Origin of the sequence: Bacteroides faecalis, from assembly GCF_003865075.1 — a bacterium.
GTDB lineage: Bacteria > Bacteroidota > Bacteroidia > Bacteroidales > Bacteroidaceae > Bacteroides > Bacteroides faecalis.
The window spans coordinates 206398-226415 of the sequence record NZ_BHWB01000005.1 but is presented as its reverse complement, the minus strand read 5'-3'; the positions used below and the strand labels follow the sequence as shown (position 1 = coordinate 226415).

17 protein-coding genes and 2 pseudogenes are annotated in these 20018 nt (G+C 39.5%); 17 read left to right on the top strand and 2 right to left on the bottom strand.

The annotated features are described in order from the left end of the window. Positions 1 to 91 precede the first annotated feature (91 nt). Complete coding sequence (locus EJF25_RS11025; RefSeq protein WP_125041174.1) at positions 92 to 346, top strand: hypothetical protein; 255 nt, start codon at positions 92 to 94, stop codon at positions 344 to 346. Positions 347 to 1464: 1118 nt separating this feature from the next. Next, complete coding sequence (locus tag EJF25_RS11020) at positions 1465 to 3555, top strand: virulence-associated E family protein (RefSeq protein WP_125041173.1); 2091 nt, start codon at positions 1465 to 1467, stop codon at positions 3553 to 3555. Between the two features lie 116 nt (positions 3556 to 3671). On the opposite strand, the gene EJF25_RS11015 is transcribed toward EJF25_RS11020, so the two are convergent. Further along, complete coding sequence (locus EJF25_RS11015) at positions 3672 to 4103, bottom strand: DUF6078 family protein (protein ID WP_125041172.1); 432 nt, start codon at positions 4101 to 4103, stop codon at positions 3672 to 3674. 243 nt (positions 4104 to 4346) lie between these two features. Here EJF25_RS11015 and EJF25_RS11010 point away from each other — a divergent pair, with 243 nt between their 5' ends. From EJF25_RS11010 to EJF25_RS10985, 8 genes and pseudogenes are all read left to right on the top strand, one after another. Next, positions 4347 to 5282 (top strand): DUF5119 domain-containing protein, encoded by a 936-nt coding sequence (locus tag EJF25_RS11010; RefSeq protein ID WP_160119405.1) that lies wholly within the window; start codon positions 4347 to 4349, stop codon positions 5280 to 5282. A 39-nt stretch (positions 5283 to 5321) separates the two neighbouring features. Beyond that, positions 5322 to 6278 carry a fimbrillin family protein gene (locus tag EJF25_RS11005; protein WP_125041170.1) on the top strand — a complete coding sequence of 319 codons (957 nt, stop codon included), beginning with the start codon at positions 5322 to 5324 and terminating at the stop codon, positions 6276 to 6278. A gap of 74 nt (positions 6279 to 6352) precedes the next feature. Beyond that, on the top strand, positions 6353 to 7249 hold the full coding sequence (locus EJF25_RS11000; RefSeq protein ID WP_125041169.1) for a fimbrillin family protein: 897 nt from the start codon (positions 6353 to 6355) through the stop codon (positions 7247 to 7249). A gap of 182 nt (positions 7250 to 7431) precedes the next feature. Next, positions 7432 to 7689 carry a hypothetical protein gene (locus tag EJF25_RS10995; RefSeq protein ID WP_125041168.1) on the top strand — a complete coding sequence of 86 codons (258 nt, stop codon included), beginning with the start codon at positions 7432 to 7434 and terminating at the stop codon, positions 7687 to 7689. Between the two features lie 77 nt (positions 7690 to 7766). After that, positions 7767 to 7947: pseudogene (locus EJF25_RS26585) on the top strand (hypothetical protein); the annotation flags it as partial. A 6-nt stretch (positions 7948 to 7953) separates the two neighbouring features. Further along, positions 7954 to 8085 (top strand): hypothetical protein, encoded by a 132-nt coding sequence (locus tag EJF25_RS26140; protein ID WP_262707204.1) that lies wholly within the window; start codon positions 7954 to 7956, stop codon positions 8083 to 8085. A gap of 123 nt (positions 8086 to 8208) precedes the next feature. Then, positions 8209 to 8417, top strand: a pseudogene (locus EJF25_RS26580) (hypothetical protein); the annotation flags it as partial. Between the two features lie 220 nt (positions 8418 to 8637). Then, positions 8638 to 8922 (top strand): DUF202 domain-containing protein, encoded by a 285-nt coding sequence (locus EJF25_RS10985; protein WP_125041167.1) that lies wholly within the window; start codon positions 8638 to 8640, stop codon positions 8920 to 8922. 32 nt (positions 8923 to 8954) lie between these two features. On the opposite strand, the gene EJF25_RS10980 is transcribed toward EJF25_RS10985, so the two are convergent. Further along, on the bottom strand, positions 8955 to 9965 hold the full coding sequence (locus EJF25_RS10980) for a beta-ketoacyl-ACP synthase III (RefSeq protein WP_125041166.1): 1011 nt from the start codon (positions 9963 to 9965) through the stop codon (positions 8955 to 8957). Positions 9966 to 10402: 437 nt separating this feature from the next. Here EJF25_RS10980 and EJF25_RS10975 point away from each other — a divergent pair, with 437 nt between their 5' ends. The 7 genes from EJF25_RS10975 to EJF25_RS10940 all read left to right on the top strand — a co-directional run bounded on the left by EJF25_RS10975 (position 10403) and on the right by EJF25_RS10940 (position 20011). Then, a complete protein-coding gene (locus EJF25_RS10975; protein ID WP_125041165.1) occupies positions 10403 to 11440 on the top strand; it encodes an alcohol dehydrogenase in 1038 nt (345 codons plus the stop codon). Between the two features lie 934 nt (positions 11441 to 12374). Continuing rightward, complete coding sequence (locus tag EJF25_RS10965) at positions 12375 to 12593, top strand: helix-turn-helix domain-containing protein (RefSeq protein WP_125041164.1); 219 nt, start codon at positions 12375 to 12377, stop codon at positions 12591 to 12593. 43 nt (positions 12594 to 12636) lie between these two features. After that, positions 12637 to 13491, top strand: a complete 855-nt coding sequence (locus EJF25_RS10960) for a GIY-YIG nuclease family protein (RefSeq protein ID WP_125041163.1) — start codon at positions 12637 to 12639, stop codon at positions 13489 to 13491. An 8-nt stretch (positions 13492 to 13499) separates the two neighbouring features. Beyond that, positions 13500 to 14495, top strand: coding sequence for a restriction endonuclease subunit M (locus EJF25_RS10955; protein ID WP_125041162.1), 996 nt, complete (start codon positions 13500 to 13502; stop codon positions 14493 to 14495). Further along, entirely contained in the window at positions 14485 to 18417 is a 3933-nt protein-coding gene (locus EJF25_RS10950) for a DEAD/DEAH box helicase family protein (protein WP_125041161.1), read from the top strand. Before EJF25_RS10955 ends, EJF25_RS10950 begins: the two co-directional genes overlap by 11 nt. An 87-nt stretch (positions 18418 to 18504) precedes the next feature. Further along, positions 18505 to 18963 (top strand): helix-turn-helix domain-containing protein, encoded by a 459-nt coding sequence (locus EJF25_RS10945; RefSeq protein WP_235016787.1) that lies wholly within the window; start codon positions 18505 to 18507, stop codon positions 18961 to 18963. Continuing rightward, entirely contained in the window at positions 18926 to 20011 is a 1086-nt protein-coding gene (locus EJF25_RS10940; RefSeq protein WP_125041159.1) for a competence protein CoiA family protein, read from the top strand. The genes EJF25_RS10945 and EJF25_RS10940 overlap by 38 nt, the downstream gene beginning before the upstream one ends. The last annotated feature ends 7 nt before the right edge of the window (positions 20012 to 20018 follow it).

Here is a 20018-nt window from a genome sequence, read left to right as displayed (position 1 = left end):
ATGCATTCATGATAGGGATACTTTGTTGATTTTCCGGATGCAGCTTATCGGAGGGCAAAGATATAAAAAAACTTGATATACATAACAATATATGGGAATAATCAGGGCATCAGATATAAAAAACAGCTTCTCTTGTATGTTGAAAAGTGAAAAATATCCGTCACGCGTCACAGAACTTAATGTGATATGTTGTATATCAGTGAATAATGACGTGATGGCAAACTGTGATGGCAGTGTGGTGAAGAATGGTGCCGTCACAGTGATTTATAAAAAAAGAGGATGCCCGAGGGGAAGGCATCCTCTCTGGGGGAGAGAAACGGGAAAGTATTCTAAGTCTTATTTGTAATTACATTCTCCAATACAATTGCTTGAAGAAGACTTTTTGCTATTATCTACTTATTTAAAATGACTTCAATTTATTTGATTCATTCATACTTTTAATTATATGAATTCTTTCCAATTCAATTGCTAGTAAGTTGATCGACTTTACTAATTAATTGATACTATAATCGAAACAACTTTATTTAAACTCATTAGTGCAAAACCAAAATTAAATACAATTACTCTGGCGTCGTCATTATAATCATAAGCTAACTTTTCCGGGACGTATCAAATACGTTCCATTAGGATATCATTGATAAGAGGATAAGATGCACTATTGAAATAATCTACTAAATTATATAATAGTTTATAGGCGGTATCAAATTTATTATATGATAAATCATCTATTGATTTATATATAATAGGATTGATGCAATAGAAAGATGAGATTTTTTTTTATCTGCATACATAGTCTATTGGGGGGTGCCGCATCATTTCCAAATCTCAATTCACTTTAACTTTCAATTGCAAAGGTAATACTATATTTTTATTAAACAAATAATATGAACTTTTTTCTTGTTTTTCTATATAAATTTCTACGTTTTTGGGTAAATGAATTTGTTCTTAAGTGTGTGTTTAAGTCATAGATGCCCATACTTGCAGGGTTTGCTTATTTGCAGTTAATGAAATTATATGGATATAAACTAAAGTGGTTTTGGAACTTACAACTATTATCTACTGTTTATTATAAGGTAATAGAAAAAAACTCTCTCTACTATATACGTAATGTCTTCATATACAGTTCAAATCATTTTATTATGCAGTTGAAATGGGTTTTATATACGGTGAAACTTTTAGTTCCATATGCTGAAACCAATAGTTTCAAGCAGGTGAAACCTTTAGTTTCATATAGCAAAACCAATAGTTTCAAATGCTTGAAACTTTTAGTTTCATCCGATGAAACCAATAGTTTACTACTATGAAACTAATTGAATAATAGGTCGTTTTTTTTCTTATTAATATAAGATGGATAAGTTGTTACATTATTTCTATGATTATCTTGCCAAATTGAAAAGTTATAGCTACTTTAGCAGGTTCAACGTCCAAAGACGCTGCAAAAACAACTAATTTATTTTGAAATCAATGAAAATAACTCAACTTCGTAACAACGGAGACATTACCACACTTAGCGCGGTGGACTTCGAAACGCTGGTAAATAAAGTACAAACCGAAATAAAATCCCGTCCTGTTTCTACTTTTCGAGAATATCTAAGATATGCATTACCTGGTGATCGTTGTGATTGTGCTGACAAACTTCCTAAGATCATTCCTGCTGCTGAGTTCAGGAAAGTGGGTGGCGTGAGACAAATGAAAGCTTACAACGGTGTTGTAGAACTGACTGTCGGACCGTTATCCAACAAAGCCGAAGTAGCATTAGTGAAACAAAAGGCAAGTGAACAACCTCAGACTCGTTGTGCTTTTATGGGATCGAGTGGAAAAACCGTTAAGATATGGACTACCTTCACCCGTCCGGACAATTCACTGCCAAAGACGCGGGAAGAAGCGGAAATATTCCATGCTCATGCCTATCGGTTGGCTGTGAAATGCTATCAACCTCAGTTGCCATTTGATATTTTGCCTAAAGAACCTACTTTGGAACAGTATTCACGTTTGTCTTATGATCCGGATATAATGGTTCGTCCCAACTCCGTACAATTCTATTTATCTCAACCCATGGCGATGCCAGACGAACTTACTTATCGTGAAGCAGTACAATCCGAAAAATCTCCATTGGCTCGGGCCATACCTGGTTTTGATTCGGAAGATGCATTTTCGATGCTATTTGAAGCTGCATTGGGAAAAGCATATACTGATCTGGAGGAAGCGGACTGTGAACTGAATGCTGACGATTGGCAACCATTGACTATTCAACTGGCAAGAAACTGTTTCTCTTCGGGGATTCCGGAAGAAGAAGTGGTGAAACGTGCTGTTTTTCATTTTTATAAACGCAGGGAGGAAGTGCTTATCCGGAAGATAATAAATAATATATATACGGAATCCAGAGGTTTCGGCAAGAAAGTCAGTTTGAGTAAAGAACAAAGGCTGGCATTGCAGACCGAAGAATTTATGAAACGCCGTTATGAGTTCCGCTTTAACACACAAATCGGGGAGGTGGAATACCGTGAGAGGCATTCTTTTCATTTCCGCTTTAATCCTGTCAGTAAAAGTGCCTTGAATAGCATTGCTTTGGATGCACAGATGGAGGGTATTCCATTGTGGGACAGAGATATTAGTCGTTATATTTATTCCAATCGTATACCGGTATTTAATCCGTTGGAGGATTTTTTATATAGGCTTCCGAAGTGGGATGGGGTAGATCGTATTCGCGTTTTAGCTAATACTGTTCCTTGTGCAAATCCATATTGGGCGGACTTGTTTCATCGGTGGTTTTTAAATATGGTAGCGCATTGGCGTGGAATGGATAAGAAATATGCTAATAGTGTTTCACCTTTACTGGTGGGTGCACAGGGAACACGTAAATCTACCTTTTGCCGTAGTATCATGCCGCCTTCGGAACGTTCTTATTATACGGATAGTATCGACTTTTCACGTAAGAAGGACGCTGAACTTTACCTGAACCGGTTTGCATTGATTAATATTGACGAGTTTGATCAGGTAAGTACTACGCAACAAGGTTTTCTGAAGCATATTTTGCAAAAGCCAGTGGTGAATGTGCGTAAGCCTTATGCAACCGCAGTTCATGAAATGCGCCGTTATGCTTCATTTATTGCTACCAGTAATCAGAAAGATCTCTTGACCGATCCTTCGGGGAGTCGCAGATTTATTTGTGTGGAAGTGACGGGAGTGATTGATACCAATCGTCCGATTGATTATGAACAACTGTATGCCCAGGCTATGTACGAGTTGGAGCATGGAGAGCGCTATTGGTTCGATCAGGCAGATGAGAAGATTATGATTGAAAATAACCGCGAGTTTGAGCAGGTTCCTCCCGAAGAACAACTTTTTTTCCGTTATTTTCGTGCAGCAGAACCAAAAGAAGAAGGAGAGTGGCTGGCCCCGGCAGAAATAATGGAGCATATTCAGAGAAATAGTGGAATTTCGATGTCAGTTAAGAGAGTGAATGTGTTCGGAAGGATATTGAGGAAACAAGAGATTCCTGCCAAACATACACGAAAAGGTGTTGTATATCATGTAGTTAAGTTTATTGACTAATATGATGGCACTGTGACGGAAAAATTACCGTCACAGTGCCATCACGCTTATTCGTCACCGGCTTATTGGCTTATTCTTAATTAGTTATCTTCTCTCATGTGACGGGTGATGGAAATTTACCAAATATATTCTTCTGTGTAGCGATCAAAAGTTGGCTTATCAGCAATTCCTTTGTTATGGAATACCTGTTGGATGTACTTTTGATCTTTAGGCAACAGGTAACGTTCTTCCCGGTAGAACCGGTAGTAGTTTGTTTTGCCAAAGTACCAGATTAGGTGTTTACGGATACTGACTGCATCTTCGTAAGGCAGTCTTTCCAGTAATCGCTTGATTCCCCAAGCCACTTGGACTCTTTCGGCAGTGTGAAAGTATGGGCATTTGTTGGTGTTTTCCGGATAACAGACTGGACTTACGGCAGTGATAAAGGGAGTGTTGGGTGTGTCATTTTCTGTAATTAAATAACGCAGACATTTGGAAGCTTGTAAACATTGGACGTTGAAACAACGGGCAAAGCTATAAGGAGCTGATTGGTTAGTTTCTTGTTTCATTTTATGTGAAATACTATTTTTTACAAAGGTAGGAGTTTAAATTAAGAAAGAGAAATATTATGGGGGATCTTTGTTGAAAAAAGTTTGAGTAACATGGTAATAGTGAGAAATCTTAGCCTATATATATTTTAATACGTTATTATAATAAGATAAATGCCTGATAATCGTTGTTTCAAAAGAAAATGGATAAATTATGAAACTATTTTAGAGACCTTTTGTTCTCACGACAGATACAGTTGCAATATGGGATGGAGAAACAGGATAACAATAATATTGGCTGTCATCTTCCAGCTTTGTGTTGTAAGTTGCATCCGAGATAATGAGCCTTGTAATGAGTGTGAGAAGAAAGAAACTGTTGATGTTGTAATCGCTGACTTACTCCCCGATGCGCTGGCTGCATTTGAGGACCTGAACATGCGTACAGCAAGTCTGGTTTTTTATCCTTTGTCCGGAAAGTCTTCGTTTTCAGAAACTTTGCCAGGTGAAAACGGTAAGATTAGTTTGCCTTGCGACTCTTACTCTCTGTTAATCTATACATCGGATTTCTTTGAATTGGATGCCAATTACTACCGGGGTATGGAGCATCCCGAAACTGCGGAATCTTATGTACGTCAACAGATTGAAAATGGGATAATCTACGTGGATGAACCAGACCCCTTGTTTAGTTCGTACGTTGAAAATTATAATCCAGAAGAGGCTTCCGAAAAGCTGTCTGTCACTCTTTGTCCGCGAGTGTTCACCTATCGGTTTAAGATTGTAGTGGAAGGGATACAATATTTGCAGTCGGCAACGGCAACCGTAACGGGGATGTACACATCTGCTTTTTTGAATGATGGACACCATCGGGAAGGTGAAGAAGGAACCATGAAAGTGGTATTGAAGAAAACAGAGGTGAATCCAGAAAAGAATGAAGGGTATTTATATGGAGAGTTTCGCTCATTTGGTCCTCATCAGCGGAAAGATGTAAAACATCATGTATCAATAGCTTTAACTAATGGTGAAACCAAAGTTGTGGAATTAGATGATCTTACCACTCCTATTAAGAGTTTAACGCGTGGTGGGGAGTTTGTCATTAAACAAAAGATTGTTATCAAAGACAATGGGGGCGGTGGACAAGGGAGTGATTTTAATCCTGGGGTAGTTGATTGGGAGGATATTGAAATTCCTGTTCCTGCTTGATGTATGAATTAATATAAAGAAAACTAAACTCCAGAAATTATGAAAAAGATTTTATTTTGGACTGCTATTGCGGCCTTCGCAACCATCAGTTGCACGGAAACGGATTCTCTTGATGAGTTAAGTAAGAATCCAATCTCATTTGATACTTCGGTTGGTAAGTCTAACCGTGCTATAATCAATGGAACTGTATATCCTACTACGGAGATTTTCGGTGTCACTGCTTTTTATAAGACAACTACAGGTTCGTATGATTATACCGCTAATGGAAAGTATTTTGATAATTTACAGATTAGTAATGTAAGCGGTACTTGGAAAAATTCATCAGATCCATATTATTGGCCTCCTACAGGTAGTCTTAGGTTTGCCGCCTACAGCCCTTACGGCTCGGCGACTTATGCCTATGATGCAACCAATGGATCACAGTTTACAGGTTTTAGTCAGAATCTTTCAACTCCAATAGATTTAATGTATGCTGAGTCGGCTGTAGACTTGACAAGCGGACCCGTTGCATTGGCTTTCAAACATGCACTGACACAGCTTTATTTTACTATAGCAACGGTGCAGAAAGGATTTACTTTCCAGATAAAAGAGTTGTCTCTTACTACTTTATACAATACGGGTAGTTTTAAAACGTTGAGTTCACCTACGTGGACAACATCGGGTACTACAGATCCAGTTTTCTCTGTTTATTCTGATGTGACGGGTATTGCTGTTAATGCTGCTACAAGTACTCCTTATGAATTTACAAACCGATTGGCTGTTATACCACAGAGCGCCGCTGGAGTTAAAATTCATCTTAAGTTCGATTTAAAGATAGGTACTGCAGTGGTAGAAGCGGATCAAGTAAAAGATGTGACATTAACCGGAACTTGGGCTCCCAATCAACGTGTAAAATATGCAATAACCATTTCACGTAGCGGTTTGACCGAGATTACTTATACACCTACAGTTACTGACTGGGCAGCTGATACTAATACACCTGTGACAGCGAACTAAATGAAAATAATGAGTATTTGGCATTAGGCAGGTGATTTAAATAATGTGTAATCGAATGGATAACTTAGACGATTATGAAAAAGAAGTTTTTAGGGGCTGCTATAACAGCAGCCCTTATAATAATAAGTTGTTCCAAGTCTGATTTTGAGGAAGAACAGCGGCAGACTCCTATCATTTTTACACCCTTGATAGAACAAAATACGCGGGCCATCATTAGTGGTACGACTTATCCTACTACAGAGACTTTTAATGTCACTGCCTATTACAAACCATCAGGAGGTTCATATAATTTTGCAAATGCGGGAAAGTACTTGGATAATATGCAAATAAGTTATGTTACTACTGGCAGTGCTTGGAAAAGTACGGGGGGGACTTATTATTGGCCGCCTCAAGGAGCATTGAAATTTATAGCTACCAGTCCTTATGGTGCGGTAACTCCGAGTTATGATTCAACCAATGGCATTCAGTTTCCTAGCTTCCGGCAGGGTACAACTCCTGTCGATTTGATGTACGCCGAATCTGCTAATGACTTAACAAGTGGTTCTGTTGCACTGACATTTAAACATGCACTCACTCAGTTGTATTTTACTATTAAGATACAAGCCGTATTAGGTCTTGCTTCATGTAGAATCAAGAAAATTGATGTGCTGAATGTTTGTAATGGAGGAAGTTTTAAGGCTTTACCAACGCCTACCTGGACCAAAACAGAAGGCAGCAACTCTATCTTTAATGTTTATGATAACGCGACGGGAACTTTACTTGCTCCTTCAGATCCTGCATATGAGTTTCCAAATCGACTTTTGCTGATTCCCCAAAGTGTATCAGGCATAGTGATTCGTATTACTTATGACTATACGACGTTACTCGGCTTAGTAACTTTGGGTACAACTAAAAACGTTACTTTGAGTGGAAATGCCTGGCAACCTAATCAACGCATTAAATATGCCATCACTATTACACAGTTACTTTAATCTGTTACATATACTCCGAACGTAACAAACCGGAATGCTGAGGCTGTTCAATGGTAATTGTTTTCATCTGAAGAATAGCATGTGTTTTGAATATTATTTATTTTCTTTAATTTTCTCTACTTATTTAACCATAATGTTTCTTTTTTGTTATAACTCCATAATAATATATAGACCTATTGATTATGGACGAATTATCAAAGATGTCATCTGACCGATTGACAACAAGTGAACGTAAAGAACTTGATACTTCTGAGTTTGGAATACCGGAACTCAGAGAGTTTCCCATTCCTGATGCAGCTCATGTACGTGCTGCTGAGGCCTATTTTAGGTATGCTCCTGAAGAGTATAAGGCTCAATTGGCACGTAATATTTTGGCAAAAGCACATTTGTTTGGGGTGAACGTGAAAAGTCCGACTATTTTGGAGTGGGCTGAGAAATAAGATAAGTTGCTTTGATAGAGAGTTTAATAATAGCTTAAGATATCATTTAAAACAATGAGTGTTGAAGGTACCCTTTTCGGATACCTGCTAATAATGTGAAGGGAATTCTGGATTTTGCGAATTGTCGCAATATTTTGTTAGTAAACAGTTCTCCCACGATTTATAATGTGTAAGATTATCGTTATACCTAATTTATTGAGTAAAGATAAGCGGTCGAACACACAGTTCATTCTGCTATTATTATATAATCAAAAATAAGAATAAATGAAAGAAGAAATCTCTTTGGCGTTTGTCCGAAGAATGATGCAGCTGTTGGAAGGAGAAAGAATTGCTTCCAGTAAATTTCAGGTTGATGTAGTAAAAGAGCTATTGGATGAAGATATATTGGTAGTTTAGTGGCTATGGAAGAAGTTATCGATTGAGAGATCCACAAGGATTGCATATTTACCTTGCACAACGTTATGATGTTGATGGTAAATTGGAATAATGGTATGAGATAAAATCAAGTGGGGGAAAATCCGTTATTCCCAATCGAATGATTTGCGTTCATGGTTACAGATGATACCTAACACTATATCCATTTTGGAGATTTTGATTTGGCTGGTGTATCTCAATATGACCGCTATAAAAATATGACTGTTGCTGACAAACGTTTAGAATCGATTATTGAAATGATTCATCCTTATAAACGTGGCTATGAACAGGAAGGGTATATAAGAAGCGGTTAAAAATACTATTATTGGGGCCAAATGTACACTTATTATGGAAGCTTATATATTGTATGATAAGTTGGCATTGACCGATTTTCGTTTAAAGCAGAAATAAGGAAATTTAGTTTCATTATTTAAGAAGAGTAGTGAGATTTTGGAATGTAGTTAAATTAGAAAAACATTTTGTATAATTTAGTTGTTTCTAATAATAGAAAAACATGTATAGTAATATAACACTATGTCAAAAACAACTGATAAATTTATGAATGACAAGGAGTTGATACTTCGTGATCATTTAGCAGTCGAGAGGACTAGGCTTGCCAATGAAAGGACTTTGTTTGCATATATCCGTACTTCTTTTTATCTCCTTACCGCAGGAATTGGAATACTTCAAATTCAAAGTATCTCACGTTTGGGTGGTCTTGCGTGGGTATGTATTATATCAGGTATTGTATTATTTTTCTTTGGATTTGTCCGCTTTTGGCAGGTGAGAAAACATTTGAAACGGTACAGAGAGGAGTGATTATTGTGGGTTGCTTCACGTCTTTTCAGGAACTACTTTTCGTTCTCCTGTCCATCATATCCCCATTTTACATAAATAGCTCCCCAAGCAAAGCCTGCTCCGAAGGCTGTGAAAATCAGATTATCACCTTTTTTGAGCCTGTTTTCAAAATCCCAGATACAGAGAGGAAGTGTTCCGGCACTTGTGTTGCCGAAACGTTCGATATTAACCATGACTTTTTCAGATGGAACTTCCAGGCGTTGGGTGACAGCACTGATAATCCGCTGGTTTGCTTGATGAGGAATTACCCAATTGATATCGTCTTTACTCAGATGATTTCTTTCAATGATTGCTTCACAGGCATCAGACATATTAGCAACGGCATACTTGAAAACTGTACGTCCTTCCTGATAGATATAGTGCATACGGTTATCCAGTGTATAATGCGACGACTCACATACGGATCCTCCCGCTTTTATATGTAAAAAAGGTAGACCTTTTCCATCTGTCCTCAGAACAGAATCCATGATACCTAAGTTTTTAGTAGTAGGTTCAAGCATGAAAGCAGCACCTCCATCAGCGAAAATTGGACAAGTTGCTCGATCTGTATAGTCTATAATTGTTGACATTTTATCAGCTCCTACTACAATCACTTTCTTATATTTTCCTGAGCGTATGAAATTTGCTCCAGTTTCTAAAGCATAAAGGAATCCGCTACAAACAGCTTGCATATCAAAGGCAAAAGCATGTCTCAATTCTAATTTGTCGCATAAAATAGAAGCTGTTGAGGGTAAACGATAGTCGGGAGTGGTTGTAGCTACAATGATTAAATCAATATCATCCGGACGAGTTTGAGTACGTTGAAGTAACTGTTTTACTGCTTTACGTGCTATGTATGAAGTGCCAACTCCTTTGTCTTTCAGAATATGTCTTTCTTTTATGCCAATGCGTCCCATGATCCATTCGTCAGTGGTATCTACCATTTTAGAGATTTCATCGTTGGTTAAGATGTAATCGGGTACATACCCTCCGACTCCTGTGATTACGGCATTGATTGTCTGCATTGGTTTTATCGGTTTATTGATTTTTTTAATAAAGCTTATCGTATAAAAGAAAATGCGGGCGCAATATACAGAAAAGAGGAGAATATACAATAGTGGGCTGATAAACACGCTACTCTTTTATCAATGTAAAGGAAACTTTGACCAATTTTTAGCTATATGGTTGGTTTGGGTATTTGGAGAGGTTCTATGTTGAAATATAGAATAAATAGGTATGTTCTTACAGTCAATTTATAGTATGATGGTCTTGTTATTCTGAATAATTTCTTTTTGTACATGCAATGGGATGATTTTTCGCAGAGTTGCTAATGGTCTGGTTGTAATATCAGGAGAGTGATATCAAAGATCATTGTATCTAATATAAATATACATAGGAATGGAAAATTTTGTGTACGTTTGTAATTGTATAACATATTGGTTTAATAAACAAGGAAGATATTATGCTTGCATATACATACGTTGAACATGGAAAATTTGAACTACAGGAAAAAGTAAAACCAGAGATACAGAACTCGCGGGATGCAATTGTGCGTGTAACGCTTAGTAGTATCTGTACTAGTGACCTTCATATTAAGCATGGCAGTGTACCACGTGCGGTTCCCGGGATAACGGTTGGACATGAGATGGTAGGTGTTGTGGAAGAAGTAGGATCAGATGTCACTTTAGTAAGACCTGGAGATAGGGTGACAGTAAATGTGGAAACTTTTTGTGGAGAATGCTTTTTTTGTAAAAGAGGTTACGTTAATAATTGTACTGATCCAAATGGTGGTTGGGCATTAGGATGCCGTATTGACGGTGGTCAGGCGGAATATGTCAGAGTTCCATATGCGGACCAGGGATTAAATCGTATTCCTGATATAGTCAGTGATGAACAGGCTTTATTTGTAGGCGATGTGCTTGCAACAGGATTTTGGGCAGCTCGTATTTCGGAGATTTCCGAGGATGATACGGTTCTCATTATCGGTGCCGGTCCTACAGGAATTTGTACTTTGTTGTGTGTGATGTTGAAGAAACCATCTTGTATCATCATTTGTGAAAAGTCGCCTGAAAGAATTCGATTTGTTCGTGAACATTATCCTGATGTACTGGTCGTAGAACCGGAAAAATGCAAAGATGTTGTATTGAATAATAGTAACCATAGGGGAGCGGATGTTGTATTGGAAGTAGCTGGTAGTGAGGAAACTTTTCGCATAGCATGGGAATGTGCTCGTCCTAATGCTGTTGTCACAATTGTGGCTCTTTATGACAACCCCCAACTTCTCCCTTTACCTGATATGTATGGTAAAAATTTGATATTTAAAACAGGTGGAGTGGATGGTTGTGATTGTGCCGAGATTCTTAGTCTAATAGAGAAAGGCAAAATAAATACGATTCCTCTTATTACACATAGGTTTCCATTGAGCGAAATTGAGACAGCTTACCGTATGTTTGAAAATAAGTTGGATGGTGTTATCAAGGTGGCTATAACAGATAAATAAGAAACAAATAATAGAGTTTAAAAAGTATATCATTGTTTGGATATATTTATTGTTGGTCTTTGATATTGGTTGATTGTGATAAAGCCAGTCTGAAACGGGAATAAGAGATAACTCTTTCCTTTTCTTGATTTCCGATACATAGAAATACTCACATCTACGGAGAAAAACTCTGATGGCAGGAGTACATCTGAACAGCGACTGTACATTTCAAGCCTGGATAGCAGTGCAGAGCGGCTTAGTCAGATAACCAAACAGCATTGGGCTATTGAAAGCATGCACTGGGATCTTGACCGCAACCTCCGGCAGGACAGTATAAAGCGTAAGGCTGAACGAGTGGCTAGGAACCTGGACACAATTCAAAAAATGGTGTTGGCACTGATTGCCGTTTGGAAGAACAGAAGGAAAAAAATATCAGATAAGCAAAAGAGGACGGCGCAGATAATAAGGGAGCTAGCGGTAAGCTTCACTAACGTGTTGCATTTTCTGGCTCAAAAATGAGAAAAATTCAGATTTGATATATTCGTAACGTATTGATTACCAATAACGGTATTCCCGCCCATGCCGCACTGGCATGGGTAGGGGAATGGTACGCCCAATTCAAAGATTAAATGAAAAAGCCGTGACAAACGTTTAGCGAGAAATCTTTCCAAATCCAGTAAAATTCACGTGTGTTATCCATATTTTGAAATGTTTTGTTAGCAGTTGTACCATCGTTATCCGAGTTAAAACTTACACTTCATTTTACCATCAGTCTTTGCTGTAATTTTACGAATTTCTTGTACTTAGGCAGTAAAAAACTATCATTAGGGGTGTCAAAAAGTGAACAAAACACTATTTTTATATATCATTTATGCTAAAAAACATAAAATTCGTGTAGGGATTCATATAATTTTATTAACTTTGTGCCATATTTCTATATATTAATAATGTATATATGGCAAAAGAAAAGGAAGGCAATAGCAATGTCAATCGCATCAAGGCGGTTCTTGCTGATAAGATGAAAACCAACAAATGGCTTGCAGAAGAGTTGGGCGTTGCCCCTACTACGGTCAGCAAATGGTGTACGAATGGCAGCCAGCCACCGCTTGAAACCTTAGTCAAAATTGCTAAAGCACTCGATTGCGAGATTGGTGATTTGGTAAGGATGGATTAAGACGAAGTAATATTATTAGACAAAAAGAATATATATTTCACAAATGAGAGCCAAGAATACATTTACGATACACACTGAGCTGATAGACGGTACGCTCGTGGGTGCCAGGAATATCTACATGGGTGCCAATAGCACCTGTCACCTGTATGTCATTCCTCGCGAGGAGATAACCCTTGCCAATAACCTCACGGACATCTCCGGTCAGCCAGCGTTCTACATACTTCTTGGCGACACAGACGAGCCTCAGCCACAGGCATACATCGGACAGACAACCGACTTTGCCAACCGCAAGAACGACCACCTGCAGAAGAAAGGCTGGTGGCAGACGGCACTCGTGTTCATCTCCGACAACCACAAGATTTACGGCGATGACGTGAAGTATCTGGAGTATCTCGGCATTGAGGCAGCACAGGCGGTAGCATCCTTCACCCTGCTGAACGGAGCCAACCCGAAGAAGCCAAACATCGCACCCTTTCGAGTGAACGACATGGAGGTGTTCTTCCGTGACATCCAGTTGCTCACACGCTTCTACGGCTGTGGAATCTTCGATGCACCCAAGGCGCAACCCCAGACGGAGCATCTCTTCTACGTCAAAGCAACCGACCGTCGAGCTCACGGCATCGGTCATTATGACGCCCCCCCCCAGCAGTTCATCCTGCACCGAGGCAGCATCTTCGCCCAGAAGATAGTGAACAGCTACAAGCCCATCGTATCACGCAATAAGTTCATTGCTGAGCATTGCAAGACCGACAAAGGTCAGATCATCCTTCAGCATGACGTGGCGCTCGAAAGCCCAAGCGGAGCCAGCGGCTTCATCCTCGGCCGCCCAAGCAACGGATGGGATGATTGGCGCGATCAGGACGGCAGGAAACTCGGTGATGTCGTGAAACGAAACTAAAAGAAATAATGACATACGGAGTTGACATACAAGAAGACGTGATGTTGTCTTGGGGGCATGAGATCCTCGAGATTCTTCTTAGTGACCATACCACTGGCGAGCATATCATGTGGGCAACAGATGATTATGCAGAACGTGGGGATGGTTACACCTTCTATGACCAGATCACAACGGAAAAGATTTGTGGTGAGAATGGTCATATAATTGTGCCTCGTGTATTGAAGAACAAGGAGCACCAGAAGACAAGAGCTCGCAAGATGGCTGAGGTTTTCACCCCTTCTTGGCTTTGCAATCAGATGCTCAATGATGTTGATGAGAGATTGTTTGGTCGCAAGGATGTGTTTAATATCTGTTCCAATCAAGGCAAGGAATGGCAACCGACGGAAGGTTGTGTATTCAAAGAAAAAGACACAATCACTTGGAAGGAATACGTTACAAAAACCGTAATGGAGATTACTTGCGGCGAAGCTCCTTTCATAGTAAGTCGTTATGATACTGTAACAGGTCGTTTCTTTGAAGACATAAGCCAAAGAGTTGGATTTCTTGATAGAAAGCTCCGTGTAGTTAACGAAAATGTCAAAGCTAAAGAGGACTGGATTCATTGGGTGAAGATTGCATATAAATGCTCATTTGGCTATGAATGGCAAGGTGATAATCTCCTACTCGCAAGGCAGAATCTATTGATGACATTCTTCGATTATTACGAAACAGTATGGAGCGAACAACCATCTATGGAACTTGTAGCAGAAATGGCTGAGATTATTTCATGGAATGTTTGGCAAATGGATGGATTGAAGTATGTTCTGCCAAATAGTTGCAAGACGATTGTCCATGAGCACGCAGACATCTTCGGTAATATTACATGTACCGAAACACCATGCGAAGGTTGCAAGAAAGACCTGAAGCATAAGCACAACGGAATATATGCAAAGATGATGGATTGGTCAAAGAATGAAGTCGTTGATGCAATAACCTTCCTAAATCAGAAAGAGAATGACAAATAGTCCTATCATAGATAAATTCATAACAGGACGTGTAGAACCTCACATCTATGCGTTCGAGACAGGTACTGTGCCTAACTATCTGAAGATTGGCGACACTTACCGTCCTGTTGAAACACGTCTGAATGAGTGGCGCAGATACTTTGCTGATTTACAGAAGAAGTATGATGAGCCAGCAACGGCAGGTGATGAATATTTCCGTGACTTGTCGGTTCATGAGTTTGTTATTCATGAGAAAGGAAGGAATCGCCTTGAGCGTAATACCATTCCTGACCTTCCATATTATTCTAATGAGTTCTTTGAGAACGCGACTACAGATGACGTTGATGAAGCTATTCGTGACATCAAAAGAAGTGTTCAGGAAAAAAATGGTCGCTATAAGCTCTACTCTATGCAAGACGGTAGAGTGCCTGTTGATTTTCATTATGAGCGTGGAGAAGAACCTATAGAACTTCGCCCAAACCAAGCAGAGGTTGTTCGTAATTTCATCAACGCAAAGAATAATGGTCGCAAGCGCTTGCTGATGTATGCTGTAATGCGCTTCGGTAAGTCGATTACGGCAATGAGTTGTGCTAAAGAAATGGGTGCAGAACTTGTTGTAGTCGTATCCGCAAAGGCTGACGTAAAAACAGAGTGGAAGAAAACCGTAGAGAGTTACAAGAACTTTGAGGGATACGAATTTAAGGATGGCGATGACTTGAAGCGTAATGAATCGTTAGTTACAGAGGCAAAGGCAAACCATCAGAAACTAGTCATTTGTCTTACTCTCCAAGACTTATGCAGCGATGAAATAAAGGATAGACACAAAGATCTATTCAGCCAGAGCATTGATCTACTTATTGTTGATGAAACTCACTTTGGTGCTCGTGCAGAGCATTACGGGAGAGTATTGCCAGCTGTTGAAGGAAAGAAACTCGCTCAGGAGAAGAAGTATGATGAAGACTCTTCTGATGATGTTGACGAGCAGATAACTCAACTTAATGCAAATATCCAGCTTCACCTTTCTGGCACTCCTTACAGAATCCTTATGGGTGATGAGTTTACCGATGAGGATGTGATTTGCTATTGCCAATTCTCTGATATTGCTCAGGCAAGTGAGGATTGGGACAAGGAAAATCTTGACAACAAAGACGAATGGGAGAATCCTTACTACGGTTTTCCTCAGATGGTTCGTTTTGCGTTCAATCCAAACGAATCTGCATTGCGCAAACTTGCAGAAATGCAGAAGAACGGAATAACCGTTGCATTCAGCGAATTGTTCAAACCAAAGTCGATCAAGAGGTCAAACGATGGTTTGCATCAGCAATTTGAGCATGAAACAGAAATACTTGATTTCTTGAAGGCTATTGATGGTTCAGAGGAGGACAATAATATTCTTTCATTTCTTGATAACGAGAGAATTCAAGATGGTAAGTTATGCCGTCACATTGTTTGTGTTCTGCCATTCCGTGCATCTTGTGATGCCATGGAAACCTTGCTCACCACCCATTCCGCTGAGTTCAAGAATCTATCTAAATACGAGATTGTTAACATTGCAGGTGTAGAAGATGAACATCGTTTCAGAAACGTTGATGACGTCAAGAAGCATATTGCATATTGCGAGGAGAACGATAAACCTACTATCACGCTTACTGTAAACCGAATGCTGACGGGTTCAACTGTTCCAGAATGGGATACTATGCTCTATCTCAAAGATACAGCATCACCACAAGAGTATGACCAGGCAGTATTCCGTTTACAGAGTCCTTACATCAAGACGTACAAGGATGAAGAAGGTAACGAGATAAAATACAACATGAAGCCTCAGACACTTCTTGTTGACTTCGATCCTAACCGAATGTTCATCTTGCAAGAGCTAGGGGCGCATATTTACGATGTAAACACTGATGCGAATGGTAATACCAATCTCCAGCACCGATTAGAGCGTGAATTGCAGGTTTCTCCAATAATATGGATGAACAAGCAACGTCTGCAAGAGGTAACTCCTTCAAATATTCTTGATGCCGTTCGTGCTTATTCCAAGGAACGTAGTGTGCTGGATGAAGCACAAGACGTTTCTGTTGATCATTCCCTTGCTGATATTGAAGAAATCAACAAGGAAATCATGAGGCAACAACCAATCGGCTCTCGTGGAGGATTGAAGGTTAAGCCTACAGAAGACGATGAAGATGATGACTTTGATGTGCCTGATACTGGTGATGATACTGGTGGTGAAGAACGACAACCAAAAGATGACACCGAGGACAAGAAAGAAGACAATTCCTTTGATAAACGTTTTGCAACATTATGTTCGAGAATCCTCTTGTTCGCCTTCTTGACTGATGATGAAGTGATTTCCCTTCAGGACATAGTTACAAAGGGCAACGAAGGTGATAACAATCAGCGAATACTTGCAAATCTTGGTCTTAGAATCAAAATCTTGAAGTTGCTGTTGGAGAATCTAAATCCAAACATTCTTCATCAACTCGACTATAAGATTCATAACATCAATACGCTTGCTCATGATGAAACGTTGACTGCAATCGAAAGAGTTGAGAATGCCATGCGCAAGTTTGGTCGTTGGTCAACATCTGAAATTGTAACGCCTAATGCTTTGGCAAGGCAGATGCTCTCTGAACTACCTCGCGAACAGATAACCCGAGACAGCATGTTTATGGACATTGCTTCAAAGGAAGGCGAGTTTGCTTATGCTATTCTACAGGAGTTTGGCGAGCTTTATAAAGACAAGGTTTATTCCATCCCGACATCATCCATTGCATACGAGTTTACTCGCAAGGTATATGAGGCACTTGGAATGCCAATAGAAAATATAGAAGACAAATTTAATTCATACGACCTCATCGGTGACAATGCCGAGGAGCACATAAATAAGATACAGAGTATGTGTATAAATATAGCAGTAGGAAATCCTCCTTATCAGGACGAAGGTGGTTCTGGTGGTACTAACGATGCGCCAATTTTCCAGGAGTTCTGTAGAGTAGCAAAGGAATCAACATCATCACTATCTTCATTGGTAATACCATCTAAATGGTTTACTGGTGGTCGTACAAATCTTATAGAACCATTCCGTCGAGACATGCTTTCGTCTAAGCAGGTTTCGAGAATTACTGCATACCATAATCCTCGTGAACTTTTCCCTGATGTAGAGATCAAAGGTGGAATCTGCTATTTTGTCCGTGATAAGAACTATGACGGTGCTTGTGACTATTCTCTGCACAAAAATGGCAAGTCGGAAAATGTTGTTCTTGAACTCAATAAACTTGATGTGATCATTCGAGAACCACGTTTGGCAGCTCTCGTTCAGAAGATTGTAACACTGGCAAAGGAAGAAGATGCAAGTTTCGTTGAGGGTATAATATCATCTGATACTCCGTTTGGTATTCCAACAAATCCACGTACAAGTAAGAAAACTCCATTTGACGTGAGTGATACTCAGACAGATGAGTTTGACGTAATGCTATACTACCTTGAGAATAATGTTCGTAAAATTGGCTATGTGCGTTCTTCAAATATCAGAAAGAATAGTAATGCGATAGCTGGCACGAAGGTTTTTATTCCTAAGGCTGGTGGCTCAGGTAATGACCAGATGATTCTTGGTCAGCCAATCATTTCAGATGGAAACTCTGTTTGCTCACAGACATACGTTTATGCTCCTTTCAATACAAAGGAGGAAGCAGAGAACTTTGTTTCATACCTAAAGACACGCCTATTTAGAATCCTCGTATCATCAATGAAGATTACACAGGATGCACTTGCTGGTGTGTATCATTATGTCCCTATGCAAGACTTCTCTCATGCATGGACAGACGAAATGCTTTATGAGAAGTATGGTATAACAAAGGAAGAACAGAAGTACATCGAAAGCATGATTAAGCCAATGGACAAAGGTGAATCATTGCAGTTGACGATGGATTTCTCGGATTAATTATTAACAAGTGCCGTGCAGCACTATAAACTCGGCGTTAGAAAAATGAAAACAAAAGCAACTTACCTTGACCCTAAACGGGTATTGGTGGAAACACCACAAGGAGACAAGTTCATTATCGGGTTCCATTCCGAGATGAACTATCAGTGGGAACAGCAAGCAAATATTCCGTTTACAGACTTTCTGGCATCTCTCTTTGATAAGATATACAAGGGGGATGAAGGTGTAATCATGGGCGAGATTAACCGTCAGCTCATGATCAATCGTTTTGAATCAGTCTTTTCTTATCAGCGTGATCCAATACAGAATCGCATGCTCATGGGTGACAGAATCCGTGAGTTGCGTGAGCAGAAGCAGTTGGATGTGGTGACGCTGGCTCTGAAATCGAGCATTCAGCCTAATACCCTGAAGCGTATTGAGGCTGGTAACTTTTCGGTTGACCTTGATGTGCTGACTCAGATTGCACAGGGGTTAGGCATGAAGATAGACTTTGTTGAACTCAAAAACGATGAAGACCACGAAAGCATATCTGACATACGCTCTTAACAGAGAGGGTGACCTCGTCCACATTGACAGTGTGGAGAATGGCAATGAGTGTGGATGCTTCTGTCCGGCCTGTAAGAAACCTCTACAGGCAAAGAATGCCGGTTTAATTCGTGAGCATCACTTTGCACATCAACCTGGAGTTGATTGTCCAACTGCCCTTGAAACTGCTTTGCACTTTCTTGCAAAAGATAAGATACAAAAGGCTTTCTACGATAAAAATGTCTTCAACATGGAGTTTGAGTATCATTCATACTGCAAGAATGTACAGACATGTAAGTTTGTTAGATATGATGACTGCGAGAAATATGAACGCAAGGCTTTCAACCTAAAGGAGTTCTATGATTCATGCGAACAAGAAATTCCTTACGATGAAATAAGACGTCGTTCTGATTTGAAGATAAGGTCAAAAGCTCATCCAGAAAGAGAACCTATCTACATTGAGATTTTTGTTACTCATGCGAGTGAATCTGAGAAGCTGCATAGTGGGTGTAAGATAATTGAGGTCAAGATTAAGGACGAGAGTGATATTGATAATGTCGTTGCTAACGGGTTTTGTGAAGGAAAACGAATGACTAACCATCATCGTGAGTCCGTTGTTGCTGCTAAAACGGCTTTCTATGGCTTCAAAACAGAGGATCACAATAATACGAGCATAAATCAAGAGATTGCCTTCTCACGTTACATTCTCTACCAGTCAAGAAAATTCCAATGCTATCAGGATGCTTGTCTATGCAAGGAATTGAAAAGAGAACGAAGAAATGCACTGTGTGAGATTTGTTTTCATACGGATGTGGCATTCGGCATTTATGAACTTGCTAAATGGATGGGGTATCAGAGGTTCGGAATAAAGAACTGTCTGCTTTGTAAGAATTATGTGGATAGTTACGATGGTATGGGCAAACTGTGCCGATTATACAAGTATCTTGGACTGAATCGTTTTGAGCCTCATGATACAGCAAAAGCAAAGACATGTGCATCTTTTGTACTTAATGAAGAAGAGATGAATGAGTGCTTACAAGAATGTAACGAGGGGATAGAACTCCAGTAACAGAATT

What these genes read in the sequence shown, in the direction of transcription:
- EJF25_RS10975 (WP_125041165.1), top strand. Translation starts at nt 10,403, where the DNA reads ATGCTTGCATATACATACGTTGAACATGGAAAATTTGAACTACAGGAA.
- EJF25_RS10995 (WP_125041168.1), top strand. Translation starts at nt 7,432, where the DNA reads ATGGACGAATTATCAAAGATGTCATCTGACCGATTGACAACAAGTGAA.
- EJF25_RS11025 (WP_125041174.1), top strand. Translation starts at nt 92, where the DNA reads ATGGGAATAATCAGGGCATCAGATATAAAAAACAGCTTCTCTTGTATG.
- EJF25_RS11010 (WP_160119405.1), top strand. Translation starts at nt 4,347, where the DNA reads ATGGGATGGAGAAACAGGATAACAATAATATTGGCTGTCATCTTCCAG.
- EJF25_RS11005 (WP_125041170.1), top strand. Translation starts at nt 5,322, where the DNA reads ATGAAAAAGATTTTATTTTGGACTGCTATTGCGGCCTTCGCAACCATC.
- EJF25_RS10985 (WP_125041167.1), top strand. Translation starts at nt 8,638, where the DNA reads ATGTCAAAAACAACTGATAAATTTATGAATGACAAGGAGTTGATACTT.
- EJF25_RS10980 (WP_125041166.1), bottom strand. Translation starts at nt 9,965, where the DNA reads ATGCAGACAATCAATGCCGTAATCACAGGAGTCGGAGGGTATGTACCC.
- EJF25_RS26140 (WP_262707204.1), top strand. Translation starts at nt 7,954, where the DNA reads ATGAAAGAAGAAATCTCTTTGGCGTTTGTCCGAAGAATGATGCAGCTG.
- EJF25_RS11000 (WP_125041169.1), top strand. Translation starts at nt 6,353, where the DNA reads ATGAAAAAGAAGTTTTTAGGGGCTGCTATAACAGCAGCCCTTATAATA.
- EJF25_RS10950 (WP_125041161.1), top strand. Translation starts at nt 14,485, where the DNA reads ATGACAAATAGTCCTATCATAGATAAATTCATAACAGGACGTGTAGAA.
- EJF25_RS10955 (WP_125041162.1), top strand. Translation starts at nt 13,500, where the DNA reads ATGACATACGGAGTTGACATACAAGAAGACGTGATGTTGTCTTGGGGG.
- EJF25_RS10940 (WP_125041159.1), top strand. Translation starts at nt 18,926, where the DNA reads ATGAAGACCACGAAAGCATATCTGACATACGCTCTTAACAGAGAGGGT.
- EJF25_RS10960 (WP_125041163.1), top strand. Translation starts at nt 12,637, where the DNA reads ATGAGAGCCAAGAATACATTTACGATACACACTGAGCTGATAGACGGT.
- EJF25_RS11015 (WP_125041172.1), bottom strand. Translation starts at nt 4,103, where the DNA reads ATGAAACAAGAAACTAACCAATCAGCTCCTTATAGCTTTGCCCGTTGT.
- EJF25_RS10965 (WP_125041164.1), top strand. Translation starts at nt 12,375, where the DNA reads ATGGCAAAAGAAAAGGAAGGCAATAGCAATGTCAATCGCATCAAGGCG.
- EJF25_RS11020 (WP_125041173.1), top strand. Translation starts at nt 1,465, where the DNA reads ATGAAAATAACTCAACTTCGTAACAACGGAGACATTACCACACTTAGC.